The sequence below is a fragment of the Streptomyces albiflavescens genome (assembly GCF_014645835.1).
GTDB classification, from domain to species: domain Bacteria; phylum Actinomycetota; class Actinomycetes; order Streptomycetales; family Streptomycetaceae; genus Streptomyces; species Streptomyces albiflavescens.
In genome coordinates this window covers 101,350-117,741 of record NZ_BMMM01000024.1, presented here as the reverse complement: position 1 = coordinate 117,741, position 16,392 = coordinate 101,350, and the positions used below count along the sequence as shown (strand labels likewise).

At 71.8% G+C, this 16,392-nt stretch carries 11 protein-coding genes; all 11 read right to left on the bottom strand.

Annotated elements, in window-relative coordinates; genetic code table 11:
- Positions 1–81: 81 nt before the first annotated feature.
- On the bottom strand, positions 82–903 hold the full coding sequence (gene pstB / locus IEY95_RS42735) for a phosphate ABC transporter ATP-binding protein PstB (protein ID WP_189191703.1): 822 nt from the start codon (positions 901–903) through the stop codon (positions 82–84).
- Positions 904–1,169: 266 nt separating this feature from the next.
- A complete protein-coding gene (locus IEY95_RS42730) occupies positions 1,170–2,078 on the bottom strand; it encodes a sortase (RefSeq protein ID WP_189191660.1) in 909 nt (302 codons plus the stop codon).
- Positions 2,079–2,169: 91 nt separating this feature from the next.
- Positions 2,170–4,164 carry an Ig-like domain repeat protein gene (locus IEY95_RS42725; RefSeq protein ID WP_189191659.1) on the bottom strand — a complete coding sequence of 665 codons (1,995 nt, stop codon included), beginning with the start codon at positions 4,162–4,164 and terminating at the stop codon, positions 2,170–2,172.
- A gap of 137 nt (positions 4,165–4,301) precedes the next feature.
- A complete protein-coding gene (locus IEY95_RS42720; protein ID WP_189191658.1) occupies positions 4,302–6,995 on the bottom strand; it encodes a hypothetical protein in 2,694 nt (897 codons plus the stop codon).
- 59 nt (positions 6,996–7,054) lie between these two features.
- A complete protein-coding gene (locus IEY95_RS50300; RefSeq protein ID WP_189191657.1) occupies positions 7,055–8,830 on the bottom strand; it encodes a substrate-binding domain-containing protein in 1,776 nt (591 codons plus the stop codon).
- The gene (pstA, locus tag IEY95_RS42710) at positions 8,830–10,128 is read right to left on the bottom strand and encodes a phosphate ABC transporter permease PstA (protein WP_189191656.1); all 1,299 of its coding nucleotides are present in this window, start codon (positions 10,126–10,128) and stop codon (positions 8,830–8,832) included. The genes IEY95_RS50300 and pstA overlap by 1 nt, the downstream gene beginning before the upstream one ends.
- Position 10,129: 1 nt before the next feature.
- On the bottom strand, positions 10,130–11,239 hold the full coding sequence (pstC, locus tag IEY95_RS42705) for a phosphate ABC transporter permease subunit PstC (protein WP_229703742.1): 1,110 nt from the start codon (positions 11,237–11,239) through the stop codon (positions 10,130–10,132).
- A gap of 167 nt (positions 11,240–11,406) precedes the next feature.
- Positions 11,407–12,558, bottom strand: coding sequence for a hypothetical protein (locus IEY95_RS42700; protein WP_189191655.1), 1,152 nt, complete (start codon positions 12,556–12,558; stop codon positions 11,407–11,409).
- Between the two features lie 38 nt (positions 12,559–12,596).
- The gene (locus IEY95_RS42695; RefSeq protein WP_189191654.1) at positions 12,597–13,535 is read right to left on the bottom strand and encodes an N-acetylneuraminate synthase family protein; all 939 of its coding nucleotides are present in this window, start codon (positions 13,533–13,535) and stop codon (positions 12,597–12,599) included.
- 14 nt (positions 13,536–13,549) lie between these two features.
- Positions 13,550–14,860 (bottom strand): N-acylneuraminate cytidylyltransferase, encoded by a 1,311-nt coding sequence (locus IEY95_RS42690; protein WP_189191653.1) that lies wholly within the window; start codon positions 14,858–14,860, stop codon positions 13,550–13,552.
- 74 nt (positions 14,861–14,934) lie between these two features.
- The gene (locus tag IEY95_RS42685; RefSeq protein ID WP_189191652.1) at positions 14,935–16,266 is read right to left on the bottom strand and encodes a DUF6716 putative glycosyltransferase; all 1,332 of its coding nucleotides are present in this window, start codon (positions 16,264–16,266) and stop codon (positions 14,935–14,937) included.
- Positions 16,267–16,392 lie beyond the last annotated feature (126 nt).

Sequence of the window (16,392 nt, the reverse complement as noted above, 5' to 3'; positions counted from 1 at the left end):
CACAGTCCCACAGATCTCGCCCCGCGGATTCCGGAAGCGTCACCGCCGCGCGGCGCTTTCGTCATCGACCGTGCCCGGTGCTCAGCCGAAGCGGCCCGCCACATAGTCCGCCGTGCGCTGGTCCTCGGGGGTGCCGAAGATGTGCTCCGTGGGGCCGTGCTCGACGATGCCGCCGGGGGTGCCCTGCTCGGCGAGGAAGAACGCGCACTGCTGGGAGACGCGGGCCGCCTGCTGCATGTTGTGGGTGACGATCACGACGGTCACCTGACCGGCGAGTTCGTGGATGGTCTCCTCGACCCGGCGGGTGGACGTGGGGTCGAGTGCCGAGCAGGGCTCGTCCATGAGCAGCACCCGGGGACGTACGGCGAGCGCGCGGGCGATACACAGACGCTGCTGCTGGCCGCCGGAGAGCGCGCCGCCGGGCTGCCGCAGCCGGTCCCGCACCTCCTTCCACAGGCCGGCCCGGGTCAGGCTCTCCTCGACCAGCTCGTCCTTCTCGCGGCGGCTCACGCGCGTGCCGGTCAGACGCAGGCCCGCCACGACGTTGTCGTAGATCGACATGGCGGGGAACGGGTTGGGCTTCTGGAACACCATGCCGATCCGGCGCCGGGCGTCGGTCAGGCGGCGCTGGGGAGCGTAGATGTCCTCGCCCTCGAAGAGCACCTCGCCCGCGAGCGCGGCCGAGGGGATCAGCTCGTGCATGCGGTTGAGCGTGCGCAGGAAGGTCGACTTGCCGCACCCGGAGGGGCCGATCAGGGCGGTGACCTGCCCGGCGGGCATGGTGAGGGAGACGCGTTCCAGCACCTGGTGGCTGCCGAACCACGCCGAGACGGCGCGCGCCTCGAGCGTCGCGGGGGCGGTCGGGCCGGACGCGGTGGGCGCACCCGCAGGGACGGGCGGCAGGACGACGGTGTCGGCCAGGGCGGTCCCCGTGCGGACGACGGCGATGTCGGTCGTCGGGGCGGTCTCGGTCGCGGCGCTGTCACGCGCGGCGGTCGCATCGGTCACGTCGGGCACCTCTTGGCGGGGTCGGGTCTCAGCGGGGGTCTGGTGCGGGTCAGGGGCTGGGCGGGAGCGGGGACGGGGCGGAGTGCGAGGCAGGGACGGCGGGAGCGGGCCCCGGTCGGAGCCCCCGAGGTCGGCGCGCCGTGTGCGGTGGGCCCCGGGGGTCACATCAGGTTGGGCAGCAGTTCAGTGGTGCGGGTGGCGACCTGGAGGCCCAGGACCGCGACGACGGGGGCGAACACGATCCAGGTCTGGTGGCGGCCCCAGCGGTGCCAGGCCCACACCGCGGCGACCGCGACGGCCACCAGCGCCTGGAGCCACATGACCAGCGGCCACGGCACACCGGAGGGGCGCGCCAACGGCTGCTCGGACTCCGGGAGGGTGCCGGGGCGGATGACGGCGGCGGGGGTCTGGGCGGGAGCGGAGATCAGGTCGGCGTCGACGCGCAGGACGCCGCCGGGCATGAAGCTCGGCCCGGTGGCCGTGACCAGGACCAGCCGGCCCTTGCCGGCCGCCGGCGTGGCGGGCGCCGGGTCACCGGCCCGTCGTACGCCGATGACCTGGTACTTCGCCTTGCCCTGGCCGGTGGTCACGGTGAACGTGTCGCCCGCGGCGAGCTCGTCGAGACGCCCGAACGGCCCGCCGTACGCGGCGGCGCGGCCCAGCAGCACGCTGGTGCCGGTCTGGCCGGGCAGCGGGGTGTCCCGGCGGTGGCCGGGGCCGTCGGTGAGGACGGTGGAGTCGGTGCCCTCCAGCACGACCTGGCGCACATGGACGGCGGGGATGTCGATGAGCGCGACCGGGGTGCCGGGCGCCAGCAGATCGCCCTGCTGGTCGGTCTGGGCCACGGGGGCGGTGCCCAGGGCGAGTTGGGCGCGCAGCTCGTCGAACGCGGCGTGCTGGGCGGCCCGTTCCTGGAGCCCGCTGACGAACAGCAGCTGTGCGGTGAGGCCGAGCAGCAGGGCAGCGAGGGTGAGCAGGCCGCCCCGGGCGAGATGCCGGACGGCGGTGATGCCCAGAACGCGCGGCCGTGACACGGGGGTTGCGAGCGTGGCCTGTACGGCGACCGTCACGACGGCACGTCTCCTTCACTCATGGGTACGGAAGAGGGGGTCCTGCCGGGGCGGTGGCGGCCGCCCCGGCAGGAGGTCAACGCGTCACACCTCAGGTGGACTTGATGGTGAAGTTCGCGCTGTTCTTCGAGTTCACCGTCGAGGAGCCCAGGTACCACGCGTGCATGGTGTGCGTGCCGACGCTCAGCTTGGGCAGCGTGAGGGTCAGCACGCCGCCGCTCAACGTGCCGGTGGCGCGCACGACGGAGCCCTCGTAGATGCGGACCGTGCCGGTCGGCGTGGTGCCGGTCGCGGAGACCTTGATGGTGACCTTGGCCTGGCTGGTGTGGCTGATGGTGCTGGGCGCGGTGACGGTGACGGTCGGCGTTGCCTTGGTGATCGTCAGGCCGGCGCTCGTGTGGGACGTGAGGAGCTTGCCGTTGCCCCCGTACGACACCGTGAGGGCGTGCGTCGCGACCTTGAGGTGGCTGGACAGGCTGATGGTGGCCTTGCCGGTGCTGTCGAGCGTGCCCGTGCCGAGGGTGGTGGTGCCCTCCTTCACGGTGACCGTGCCGGTCGGGACGACGCCGTGCGTGTCGGCGACGGTGACCGCGACCTTCGGGGTCTTGCCGTACGCGGTCGTCGCCGTGGTGGCCTTCGTCGTGGTGGTGTACTTGATGATGCCGGTCCACGAGGCGGCGGGGCCACTGCCGTTGAGGTTGGCGGCGGAGACCGTGGCCGTGTAGGTGCCGAGGGCCAGACCGCTGAAGGTGTACGACCTGGTGCCGGCCGAGACGTCCTTGACGGCCACGACGGCGCCGTCCGAACCGGTCAGCGTCACGCGGTAGTCGGTGACCGGGAGGCCGGTTGCGGCCGGAGCGGTCCAGCTGAGCTTGACGCTCGCGTCGCCGCGGGTGGCCTTCAGGGCGGGCGCGGCGGGCGTCGAGGTGTCGATGCCCGACTCCTCCAGGCCGCCGAGCTTGGCGTGCTTGGCCGGGTTGACCGAGCCGTTGTACGACTCGTTCACGAAGCCGAACTTGGCGATGACGCCCTCGGCGCCCTCGGAGGCGAGGCCCGCCTCGTGGGTGCCGCTGGTGACGAAGACGTCGTAGAGGTCCTTGTCGAAGAAGACGCTGGTCGGGTCGATCGCCCGGGTCGGGACGACGTTGTAGACGTCGCGGCCGAAGGTGGCGTTCTCGTAGTAGGCGCCGACCGGGGCGAGCTTGCCGTTCACGGTGGCGACCGGGGTGGTGGCGCCGGTGTCGCCGGGCAGCTGCACGGCGGCCAGGTGGGCGCCGGCGGCGGCCGCGGTGGTGCTGAAGTCCGGGGAGATGCCGTTGTTCTGGGCGATCCAGCTGCCCACGGAGAACGGGACGAGCGCGCCGTCCTCGTTCAGGGCGCCGTCGGCCTGGTTCTCCTGGACGGTCGGGACGTTCGGGGAGAGCGTGGCGTCGGTGAGCCCGATCGCGCCGAGGAAGAACTTGCGGGTGCCGGAGCCGCTCTGCGGGATCTTCGGGTGCACGGTCTGGCCGTTCACCACGGTCAGCGAGCCCGAGTAGATGTCGTGCAGCTGGTCGACGGTCAGCGTGTTCAGGGCCGAACCGCGGACCGCCACGCCGACCGCGTCCCGCGCGAACGGAATGTAGGTGAAGGCGGTTCCGGAGGTGCTCGGGCCGCTGGAGGAGCGGGCGAAGTCGACCTGTCCCTTGATGGAGACGCCCGAGCTGTCGGGGAACTTGTCGCCGGTCAGCGACATGCTGAGGGCGAGGCGGCCCTTGCCGGAGCCGTTGGGGCGCAGGAAGGACGGGCCGCCCGTGCGGGTCTGGATGTTCGACGTGGTGGAGCCCGTACCGGGCTCGATCGCGTCGTAGGAGGCGACGCCCGCACCGGACGCCGCCTTCACGGCGGTGCCGGCGTAGCTGTTGCCGTTGACGGTGTCGCCGGCCAGCGCGTTGAGCATGTCCTGGGTGGTGTCGGAGCCCACGCCGACGAGCTTGCGGAAGGTTCCGGCGGGGGTGGGGTCGGCGGACGCCGGGCTCGCCAGAGCCAGCGTGCCGGACACCACGGCGGCGGCGACCATCGCCGCGGTGCAGCGCGTTCTGCGCATTGAGAGTCTCCAGAGGGTGTGCGACGTGACGTCGGGTGGATCTGGCAGGGTGGTACGGGCCGTCCGCCCCGACTGCCTTTCGGGGCGGGCGGCCGTCTGTGGGGAGCGCGGCCCGACGGGGCGCGCGCTCCGGGGGCTCAGCCCCGGCCCGGTGGCAGCAGCTTGCGCAGCCGTTCCGGCAGGGGGAGGGCGGGGATGGTCAGACCGCGGCCGCCGGGCAGCGGGATGCGCAGGGGCAGCCGAAGCCTGCTGCCGCCCGCGAAGGGTGCCCCGATGCCGGCCATGGCGCCGAGCGCGGCACCGACCGGGACCGCGTACCGCAGTGAGTTGGCCGGGTCGTCGGGTGTGGTGCCCAGCGCGGTGGTCTGTACGGCCTTGCCGCCGTCGTAGGAGGGCTTGTCGCTCGGCGTCGGGCTCGCGTCGGCGCTCGGTGACGCGCCGCTGTCGCCGCCCGTGGAGCCATCGGTGGCGCCGCCGACGGAGCCGCCGGAGACGCTGCCGCCCGATCCGCCGCCGGAGCCGAGGGAGTCGCTGCCACCGCTGCCGCCCGCGGAGCCGCCGGTCGAGCCGCCGCCGGAGCTGCCGCCGGCGGAGGACGAGGGGGCGGGCGCGGTGTAGTGGACGAGCGCGTCGGCGGCGTCGGTCGCCTTGGTGCGCAGGGCCGTGGACAGCGGGGCGTAGCCGGCCGGGAGGAGACCCGGGTCTGCTCCGCTGGTCTGCCCCGCACCGGCCGCGTACCGCAGCAGGGCGGCGTAGTCCTTGCGGGCCGCCGTGTCGATCTTGGCGGGGCGTACGGCGGCGTAGACCAGCTGGGCGAGCGGGTACGCGCCCTTCGCGGTGGCCTTGGCCGGGGTGATCTCGGGAGCGCCGGAGCCGGTGGCGCTCGCGGCGGCCGCGGTCAGCGACGCCGTGCTCGGTGCCACGAACTTTCCGGCGGTGTTGCGCAGCCGGGCGGTCTGCAGGCCGTACCGCTCGGCGGAGGCCGCGTCGGTCACGGTGATCACGAACCGGGAGCCGACGGTCTGGGGACCCGGGCTCCTGAAGGCGGGCGGGTTGGCGAGCGCGTCCCAGCTGGACTTCCACAGGGTGTCGGCGCGCCGGGTGTGCAGGGCGCCGGAGTGCATGTCCTCCACGTAGGGGTGGAAGTCGGTCATGCACTGCTTGACGGTGGCGTCGGTGCCCGGGGGGATCGTGCACCAGGGGTCGCTCTTGGGGTAGTCGTCGGCGGCGGCGGGGTCGAAGGGAGCGCCGGTCGGGTTCAGGTCCGCGTTGGTGCTGTAGTACGGGTTGACGCGCATGCCCCAGTCGTCGGCGGCACCGGCGAGGAAGCCGCGGGCCTCCTTGTCGGCGAGGATCCACTGCCACAGCGCGCGGGCCGAGTCGCTGTGGCCGAGCGAGGTGATCAGATCGGTGTCGGTGGCCGGGGTCTCGGAGACCGACAGATCGGCGAACTCCGGGTTGAGCGCGATGAATTCGGGGTCGCTCGCCAGGCCTGCCGGGTTGCTCTTCGCCCAGCCGTAGCCGGTGGCGGCCTGGTCGCCGAGCACCGCTCCCCAGGGCGAGTTCCGGTACGACTCGGTGAGCAGCTTGGCGGCCAGGCGCGGGGTGAGGTCGATGGACTCGACCTTGGTTCCGGCGAGTTTGCGGACGGAGTCGGGGGCGCCCGCCTTGGGTCTGCGTTCGACGGTGAAGCCGATGACGGCTCCGGAGAGCGCGACCGGCGCGTACACCGTTGTGTCGGAGGGCGCCGTCGTGCCCGCGTCGGCGCCGAGCGCCCGGGTGGTGAAGGCGAGCCCGGAGGAGCCGTCGTTGCTGAGCCGGGCCCGGGTGTCGGGCTCGCCGAGCTCGGTGTAGCCGTACACCGTGCCGGTCGGGCACAGGGCCGCCTGCCAGCTGGTCATGGCGTCGGCGGCGAGTTCGCTGCCGGTGGTGGCGCGCTCGTCGGCGCCGAGGGCGCAGCTGGTGCCGACCGAGTTGAAGTCGAGCTTGACGGCGATGCGGTTCTTCCAGTTGGTGGAGGAGACCGGGGAGCCCGCGTTGACCTGGCTGTGGTCCGCGTACGGGTTGCCGTCCAGGTCGAGGTGGCCCTGCGGGACGATCACCAGCCAGCAGGAGCGGGGCGCGGTGGCGCCGTTCGCCGTGACCGGGATGCCGCAGCCCAGGTGCGGGGCCTCGTTGGCGGTCTGTACCTCGAAGAACTCCTTGCCGGTGCCGTCGGCGCCGGTGCGGGCGAAGTCGACCTCATTGGTGGTGTTGCGGCTGAAGAACGGGTTGTTCTGGGTGCCGGAGGTGATCACCGTGCCGTCGACGGACTTGAAGGGCACCTCGCCCGGGGCGTTGGGGTTGGCCGCCCCGTACCGGTCGTCCTGGCCGTAGTTGGTGGGATCGGCGCTGTAGAAGATCTTGCGGGTGTCGTCGTAGTCGTTGCCCGGCCAGCTGCCCCGGTCGGTGGTCGGGGAGGCGCCGTACTGGCACTGGGTGCGCGAGGGGCCCGGGTTCGACGGCACGGTGCCGTCGTCGTCGCCCCAGCACTGCATGATCTGCACGAAGTCGGTGTTGAACAGCGTGCCCGCGAACGTCGTCGGCGTGCCGCCGGACCAGGACACCGTGATCGCCTGGCTGGTGAGGTGGGTGGTCTGGCCCACCGTGAACTTCATGTCCTTGAACTCGCCGCGTCCGGAGACGGTGACGGCGGAGGGGGTGGCGTCCGAGCCGCTCGCGCCACTCGCGGCGGTCGCGGGTCCGGCGGCCTGGGCGACGCCGAGGCCCGCGAGGGCGCCCACGGCGGCTCCGGCGACGACCCGCAGCAGCAGACGTCGTACGCGGTTCATGGCGCCCCCGCTCCCCCGGCTTCCCGGACGGTTCGACTCGCCCGTCGTTGCTCGGCGGTTCATCGCGAACCCCCGTCCGTGCCACCCGCGTTGCCGTTGTCGCTGCCGTTGCCGTCGTTGCGGCCGCCGCGCCCGGCCATCGCCCGGGAGACCGTGGCCGGCAGCAGCACCAGCCCGAGCACCATGAACACGGCGAGCAGCATCAGCGTCTGTGTGCTGGTCCAGCCGTGGCTGCCGGCCACGGCGACCGGCTGGGCGAGAGCGACCGTGCCGTCCGCGCCGCTGCCGCCGCTGCCGCCCGTCGAACCGGAGCCGGAGCCGCCGCCGGAGCCGGGCGACAGGGTCTGCCCGGTGTCCGGGTCGACGACGGGCTCGGCGCTGCCGCCGGTACCGCCGCCGCCCGCGGCGCCCCCGGCCCCCGAACTCCCGCCGGTCGCCGTCCCGCCGTTCGTCGAGCCGCCCGTCGTACCGCCGCCGCTCGTGCCGCCCGAGGAACCCGAACCGCCGGAGCCGCCGCCCGTCTTGGCGCCGCCGCTGCCCGTGGTGCAGGGCGGGGCGCCCTTCTTGTCGCAGGCCGCGGGGTAGGGCGCGGTCTCGGCGAGCTTGTTGCGCCCGTCGGAGGAGAAGGTCGGGTTGTTGCAGCCCTTGATGTTGATGTTCTGCGCCTGCACGCCCGGGATGCGGCGGATCTGCTCGAATCCCGCCTTCACCAGGTTGATCGGCAGCGGCGAATAGCCGAGCGAGGGCGCCTGCTGCTGGCCCTGGCACATGAAGTAGTACGAGAACGCGCCGAGCGTCTTGCCCTTGGCCTTGGTGAAGGTGCCCTGCACCTTCAGGGGCAGGATCATGTACGAGTAGCTGGACAGCGGGTAGTTGCGCTTGTCGGAGTCGTTGTAGACGCCGTCGAGGTTCTGGGTGAGGTAGTCCGCCGAGCTCTTGTCGGTGTTGATCCTCGCCTTGAGCAGCGAGACCGCGACGTTCTGCGGGGTCGGCTCGGTGTAGTAGCCCGCGTGGTTGAGGACCTTGGCGACCGGATAGTGGGCGTTGAGCGCGTACGAGTAGTTGACGTACCCGATGGCGCCCTCGCCGTAGTTCTGGGCGACGTAACCCGCCACTCCGAGGTCGCCGGACTGGGCGATCATGCCGGACACGGTCGGGTAGTACGAGGTCTGCCCGCAGGCCCCGGAGCGGCCGACCTTGCGGCAGTAGGCCTGCCACAGCGACTTGTGCTGGTTGGCCATCCACATGGTGAACTGGGCGGTCGAGCCGGAGCCGTCGGAGCGGACGACGGGGACGATCGTGCGGTGCGGGAGCTGCAGTCCCGGGTTGTCGGCCTTGATCACCGGGTCGTCCCAGGCCTTGATCGCACCGGTGAAGATCTTGGTGACCACGTCGCCGGAGAGCCGCAGGTTGGTGACCCGCTTGCCGTTGACCGTCAGGTGGTACATGAAGACGGTGCCGCCGGCCACGATCGGCATGTAGGCGTACGACCCGGACGCGGGCCGTTCAGCGGCCGAGCCGTCGGTCGGGTGGGTCTGGAACGGGATGTCCGAGACCGCGAAGTCGACGGTTCCGCTGAGGAATTGCCGGCGTCCGTCGGAGGATCCGGTACCGGCGTAGCTGATCCGCATGCCGTACTGGTTGACGGCCCGGCGCCACTCGTCGACGGCGTTCTCCGCCCAGGTCGAACCGGCACCGGCGATCGGGGTGTAGCTCTCGGCGGCGGCCGGAGCCGCCGCGGGGCCGGCCAGCAGCCCGGCGATCACGCCGAACAGCGCGCCGAGGGCGCCTAGGGCCCGCAGGCGTCCAAGGGCGGAAAGCAGGTGGCTGCGCATCAGTCGTTCTCTCCGGTGGCGGGGACGGACGGGGCAGTGCCGGTGGGGTGCGACAGCTCCGGGCGCTCGAACAGGGACAGCCCGGGAACGTGCAGTTCGTCGAAGCGCTCCATGTCGCGCCGTGAGGCGCGGGCCGTACGGCGCGCCTGGCGCTTGGTCTGGTGGCCGGGACCGCGGCCGCCGATCACCCGGGCGATCACGAACAGCACCAGGACCAGGGCCATCAGGACGGCCGCCGCACCGAACCCGCGGGCGATCATCGCGGGCTCCGGCGACTTGACGAAGTTGAAGACGGCGAGCGGCAGCGACACCATCGGCCCGCTCGTCGGGTCGGCGTTGAGCGCCGCCGTGAAGCCGGCGGTGAGCAGCACGGGCGAGGTCTCGCCGATGCCGCGCGCGGTGCCGAGGATGACGGCCGTGGCGAGGCCGGAGCGTGCGGTGGGCAGGACGACGTGCCACACCGTGCGCCAGCGCGGCGCGCCGAGCGCTTCCGCCGCCTCGGTGAGCGTGCCCGGCACCAGCCGCAGCACCACGTCGGAGGCGCGGATGACGATCGGGAGCATCATCACGCTGATCGCGAAGCCGGCCGCGAGGCCCGACTTCTGCATGCCGAGGCCGAGGATCCAGGTGGCGTACACCATCAGACCGGCGACGATCGACGGCAGCGCGGTCATCGCCTCGACGATGGTGCGCACGAACCGGGAGAAGCGGCCCGGGATCTGGTTCAGGTAGACGGCGCACGCGAGGCCCAGCGGAACCGTGATCGCGAGCGCGATGGCGATCATGGTGAGGGTGCCGAGCATCGCGTGGGCGATGCCGCCGTGGGTGAGCGGGTCCAGCGGACCGGAGGACTGCATGTCCTGGGTGAAGAAGTTGCCGTGCGGCAGCGCCTCCCGGCCGCGCCAGGCCGTGAAGCCGACGACCATGAAGAGCCCCGAGAACAGCAGGGTGGCCGCCGTCCACAGCACGACCGTCATCACCCGGTCGCGGACGGCCTGGCCGTCCTCCTCCAGGCCGATGAGCACCGCGTAGATCGCCAGGAAGGCAAGGTAGGCGGCGACCGTGAACCCCAACCCGCCTGAGAACGGCGCGAGTTGGCCGAACAGCAGCACCGTGACGCAGAGTCCGGAGGCGGCGGCGCCGCACAGGGACAGCACCCCGGAGCGGCTGACGCCGCCGATGCGGCGCGGCCGGTCGGCCGGCAGGACTGGCTCCGACGCGCCGGACGAAGGCCCGGCGGGCGCGGCCTCGGCGATCGGGACGGGAGTGTCCTCCACGACGGTTTCCACGATGGTCATCTCATGCCTCGCTCTGTGCGCCGGACCGGGAGCGGGCCGCCACGGAGGAGGCCGTGAAGTTGACCGCAAGGGTGAGCAGGAACAGCGCCAGGCCCGCCGCCATCAGCGCCGACATGCCGAAGGTGGAGGCGTCGCCGTAGTGCAGGGCGATCAGTGAGGAGACCGAGTTCGAGCCGGTCTGCAGGATGTGCGGCTGGATGGTGAAGACCGGCGAGATGATCAGGTAGACCGCGATGGTCTCGCCGAGCGCCCGGCCGAGCCCCAGCATCGTGCCGCCGATGATGCCGCCCTTGCCGTACGGCAGGACGACCGCGCGGATCATTCCCCAGCGGGTGGCGCCGAGCGCGTACGCGCCCTCGCGCTCGCCCGCCGGGGCCTGCGAGAAGACCTCGCGCATCACCGAGCACTGGATCGGCGCGACCATCAGCGCGACGACGATCCCGGCGACGAAGGTGGAGGCCGTGAAGACGCTCTCGGAGGCGAGCGGCTCGCCCGGCTGGGTGCCGTCCACCTTGAACAGCGGGATCCAGCCGAACCATTCGGACAGCCACCGCGACAGGCCGATCACATGCTGCTGGAGGAAGAACAGCCCCCACAGCCCGTACACCACCGAGGGGACCGCCGCCATCAGGTCGACCATCGTCACCAGGGTGCGGCGCAGCTTGCGCGGGGCCACGTCGGAGATGAACAGCGCGGTCCCGATGGCCAGCGGCACGGAGATCGTCACCGCCACCGCGGCAATCAGCACGGTGCCGGTGAGGACGGCCGCGATGCCGAACCGGTGGACGTCCGGCTGCCATTCGGCGGTGGTGAGGAAGGCGAAGCCCCTGGCGCGCAGCGCCTGACCGGCCCTCAGGAGCAGGAAGAGCCCGACCCCCGCCATGATGGCGAGGACGGCGAGACCGGTGGCCGTCAGCTGGTACCGGAAGAATCGATCACCGAGCCCTCGGGCCGCGTACGGCCGCCGGGGGGCGGGTTTGTCGAAGACCAGAGTGCCGGGGACCAGAGTGCCGAAGACCGGTATGCCCGCCCTCGATCTGTCGGATTCCGGTCTGTCGGACTCCGGTCTGTCGGACTCCGGTCTGTCGGACTCCTCTTGCGCGGACGCCACTGCGGTCCCCCCATTCCGGAAACGGAATCAGAGCGCGGTGGCCGGACGGCACCGCGCGGGGAGATTCAATGGCCGAATCATGTCGGTCCAACGCGCGATCCATGGCTGGATCGCGAACAACATATGTCTGTTCGGTGCGTCAACTGTGCAGTCTCTGCAAGTCGCCTCTAGAGCGCCGCCACCGACGACAGCCGATGCACATCCCGAGCCGTCCCGGTGACTCCCGACAGGAACCCCTGCGCCCTCGGTGACGCGTTCTCCGTCAGCCAGGTCGGGTCGATGTCGCAGACGGCGACGCGGACGTCCGTGCCGACCAGGGCCAGCGGGAGGGTGTGGACGACCGTCGACGGGAAGCTCAGGATCGTACGGCCGATGGGGCCGCGGCGGGCGATCAGTTCGAGCGGCAGGTCGGGGCGGACTATTTCGAGGCCCGTCTCGGCGGCCAGGCGGTGCAGCTTGTCGGTGCTCTCACGGCGGTGGGCGAAGTAGCGGGTCGCGCCGTGCGCTCCCGCGAGGCTCTTGACCGCCGCCAGGTAGCGCTCCGGGTCCACCACGCCCGTCTCCACGAGCGACGTGCCGACCAGGTCCGCGCCCTTGGTGATGCGGGGCGGGCCGAAGCGGGCGCGGGTCCAGGAGAAGTCGTTGGCGGTGATGCGGACGCCGTCCGGTGCCGAGTCGATCGGCATGGAGGAGAAGACCTCGACCGTATGGCGGTCGTTCGGGGTCAGCCGGCGGCGCGCCGAAGCCGACACCGGGGCGAAGATCACGTCGCGGGCGCCCGGGCGGCCGCCGCGCCGGTGCCAGCGCACCAGGCGCTCGCCGCGGGCGAGTTGGGCGACGAACTCCATCGTCGCCGTGCCGTCGTCGACCACGACCAGATCGCGGGCACGGGTGATCGTCAGCAACAGCTGCACGTAACGGGAGAAGGGGTCTCCCATGACGATGCGCTTGGCCTTGCGAAGCAGGGGGGCCAGGCCACCGATCGTGTGGAAGGGGGCCGTGGTACCGCCGCGCGCCTCCTCCCAGCGGACCTCGTGGCCCTCGTCGCGGGCCAGTTCCGCCATGCGGCGCAGCTGACCGCGGGTCATCGGGTCGTTGGGAGAGAGAACGACGAGGGTGAGCCCCGCGCCGGACACCGGCTCGGCCATCCCGGAGAGCCCCCCGCCGGACACCGGCTCGGCCGCCCCGGAGGGCCCCGCGCCGGGCACCGCGGTGCTGAGAGCATGCGCGTACGCCCACTCCAGCACGTTCAGGAGCTGTACCGGACTCTCGACGAAGGCGAGAGTGCGGGAGCCGGCGGAACCGGCGCGGGGGCTCATCGTCGTACGACCGTCCCGTCGTAAGGAAATCAGGGCCTTCAGACCGCGACCGGCTCGCCCGCGGCGGCGGCGATCTCCGCCTCGGCGACGACGCCCGTGACACGGCGCAGCTTCTTCATCGGGCCGAGCTCGGACTCGTAGACCTTCTTGACGCCGTCACCGAGGGAGGCCTCGATGGTGCGGATGTCGCGGACGAGGCGGGTCAGGCCCTGCGGCTCGACCGAGGCGGCCTGGTCCGAGCCCCACATGGCGCGGTCGAGGGTGATGTGACGCTCGACGAAGGTGGCGCCGAGGGCGACCGCGGCGAGCGTGGTCTGCAGGCCCGTCTCGTGACCGGAGTAGCCGATCGGGACGTTCGGGTACTCGGCCTGCAGGGTGTTGATGACGCGGAGGTTGAGCTCCTCGGCCTTCGCCGGGTACGTCGAGGTGGCGTGGCAGAGCAGGATGTTGTCCGAGCCGAGGACCTCGACCGCGTGGCGGATCTGCTTCGGGGTGGACATGCCGGTGGAGAGAATGACCGTGCGGCCGGTGGCGCGCAGGGCGCGCAGCAGCTCGTCGTCGGTCAGGGACGCGGACGCGACCTTGTGGGCCGGGACGTCGAACTTCTCCAGGAAGGCGACGGCCTCGGTGTCCCACGGGGAGGCGAACCAGTCGATGTTCTTGCTCTTGGCGTACTCGTCGATCTGGCGGTACTCGTCCTCACCGAACTCCACACGGTGGCGGTAGTCGATGTAGGTCATGCGGCCCCAGGGGGTGTCGCGCTCGATGTCCCACTGGTCGCGCGGGGTGCAGATCTCCGGGGTGCGCTTCTGGAACTTGACGGCGTCGCAGCCGGCCTCGGCGGCGGCGTCGATCAGCTTGAAGGCGTTCTCGAGCTCGCCGTTGTGGTTGATGCCGATCTCACCGACGACGTAGACGGGGTGACCCGGGCCGGCGGTCTTCGAGCCGAACGTGCGCAGACGGGAGTTGGTGCTCATGGTGGAGAAGTTCCTTACTTGTCGAGGGAGTCGAGAGAAGGGCCGAGGATCCAGCTGGCGATCTCTCGGATCGCGCCATCGCCACCGGGGACGGTGGTGACCGCGCGTGCGGCGCCGCGCACGACGTCGTGGGCGCTCGCGACCGCCACGGGCCAGCCCACGAGGGCGAAGCACGGGAGGTCGTTGACGTCGTTGCCGACGTAGAGCACGCGCTCAGGCGCGATGCCCTGCTCCTCGCACCACTGCTTCAGTGCGAGGTCTTTCCGGTCGATGCCGTGGAGGACCGGGATCTGCAGCTTCCGGGCTCTGGCGGCGACTACCGGGTTCTGTTCCGTGGACAGGATCAGCATCGTCAGGCCGCTCTTGCGGAGGGCGGCGATGCCGAGGCCGTCTCCGCGGTGCACGGAGACGAACTCCCGTCCGTCGGAGTCGATCAGCACCCTGTCGTCGGTCTGGGTGCCGTCGAAGTCGAGGACGACCGCGTCGATGTCGGCTGCGGTCGGGAGGGTGCCGGGCCGGTTCGCGTCGAAGAGGGGCGCGAGGGCGCGGGCACGGGCGAGGTCGTGCGGGTCGTCGATCTCCAGCACGCGGGCCGGGTCGGTGCGCACGAGTTCGGTACGCCCGAAGAAGCGGTGCTGGTGCTCGCGCAGCCCCGCCGCGTCCATGGCGTACGCGGCGCCGGTCTCCAGGAGGTCCTGGGGGCGGTCCTGGCGGCGCGGGCGGAAGGACTTGTCGTGGTTGACGCCGTAACCACCCTCTGTGGTGGTGGAGTTGGCGACCTTGATGGCGCCTCCCCCGGCTTCGCTCGCCTCATCGGTGCGGGTGGTCTCGACGACCTGGGGGTCGTCCGCCGCGTCCCGCCAGATGAACCCGTGGAAGGGGGCCACCGTCAGGGCCGTGTCCGCGCCGTTCTCGACGACCGCCGCGGCGACGCCGTCGATGTCCTCACGGACGATGAACGGGCTGGTGCACTGCACGAGGAGGACCACGTCGACCGCCGCGCCGTGCAGCGTCTCGTGGGCGTCCATGGCGTGCAGGACGGCGGCCTCGGAGGTGGCGGTGTCGCCGGCGATGGCGGCGGGGCGCAGCACGACCTCGGCGCCGGCCTCGCGGGCCGCGGAGGCGATCGCCTGGTCGTCCGTGGAGACCACGACGTCCGTGACGAGCCGGGTCGCGCGGCACTCGCGCACCGCGCGGGCCACCAGCGGCACACCGCCGACCGGGAGGAGGTTCTTCGCGGGCACGCCCTTGGAGCCGCCGCGCGCGGGGATCACCGCGAGCACGCGGCGCACTGGCGCCGCTTGGCCCGCTTCGGAGTTGGTCATGCGCTGTTCTCCTTGACGAGGGAAGCGAGAAGGGCGTGGGGGGCGAGGGGGCCCAGGGCTCTGGGCTGCGTAGCTCACAGCTCGCCCATCCGCCGGATCACCGGAGCCACCCGCTGGACGCCGTGGCGGTAGGCGCCGCGGGCCGCCCTGCGCACGATCTGCCGTACGGGGCTGGGCTCCTTGTCCGCCGCGGGCGCGCCGGGCAGCGGGCTGCCGTCCGGGCCGAGGTGGTGGCGGGCGAGGATGCCGGGCAGGTAGCCGGGCGCGGTGACGGGCGTGTAGTAGGGGGCGAGGGCCGGGAGCGTTTCCGCTTCCAGCAGCTCCGTGATGCGGAACCGGGCCACGTCGAAGGCCGCCTCGTAGGACGCTCCCCCAGAGGGGGGACCCCCAGCGGCGACGCCCTGCCGGGCCACCCACGCCGCGTCGGGCGACGGCCGGTGTCCGGCGTCGAGCTGGTCCCAGGAGGCGAGGCAGCCGGAGCCCACGAAGTGGTGGTTGCCGAGCGCCTCGCGCACCCCGAGGTCGCTCAGGACGACGGTGGGGATCCGGCGGTGCAGCGACTCCAGGGCCGCCGTCGAACTGATGGTGACCAGCAGGTCGGTGCGGTCGAGGACCTCGCCCATGTGCCCGTAGACCAGGCGGAAGTTGGCCGGCGGGTCCGCCTTCTGCACCAGCTTCTGGTAGGGCAACTCCTCGATGTGCGTGGTGTGCTCGCCCGGCTTCGAGCGCAGCTTCAGCAGGACCTCGCGGTCCGGGTGCAGCCGTGCGTGCTGGATCAGCCGGTTCAGCAGGTACGTACGGTCCTTGCGGCTCTCCGGTACGGAGGGCTGGGCGGCGAACACGACCGTGTACGGGTCGTGCCCCCCGGCGGGGTAGGCCGTGCCGCCCAGGAAGGGCAGTGCGACCTCGGTCACCGACGAGGCGTCGGCGCCGACTCCTTCGTATACGGCCTGGAAACGGTCCGCGTCCTGGCGGGAGTTGGCAAGGACGAGGTCCGCGCCGTGCCGCAGCAGCAGGCCGTCGGCGAGCTTCTCGTAGACGACACCGACATAGCCGGTGACGACCACGGGCCGGTTCTCGCGCCCCTCCCAGGCGTGTGCCAGGCCGTGCAGCATCGCCTGCACGGCGCCGCCGACGAGGGCGAGGACCAGTACGTCGTACTGCTCCTTCGCCATCTCGCGCAGGAACTCGACGGCGGTGACCTCGCGGAGGGAATCCGCGCGGACGCCGACTTCTTCGAGCTGGCGGGCGGTGGGGGTGGCACGGCCGCGCAGGAGGAATCCGTCGAGGCGAATGTCCGATTCGGCAGGAGAAATGCGATTCGCGGTGAGCGAACCCCATTTCCACCGAGTATCGGAATCCGCGAGGACGGCGACCCGCAGGGACTTCGTAGTACTTGCTGGCACGTCCAAGACGCTAGGAAGCCATTTCGAGTTGCGGCCCAACCCGAATGCAACAAAGGGTTAACAGCACATCGACGAATGGCGAATCGGGCCGGTTACGCACAGCAAAAAAGCCCGGTTCACAGGTTC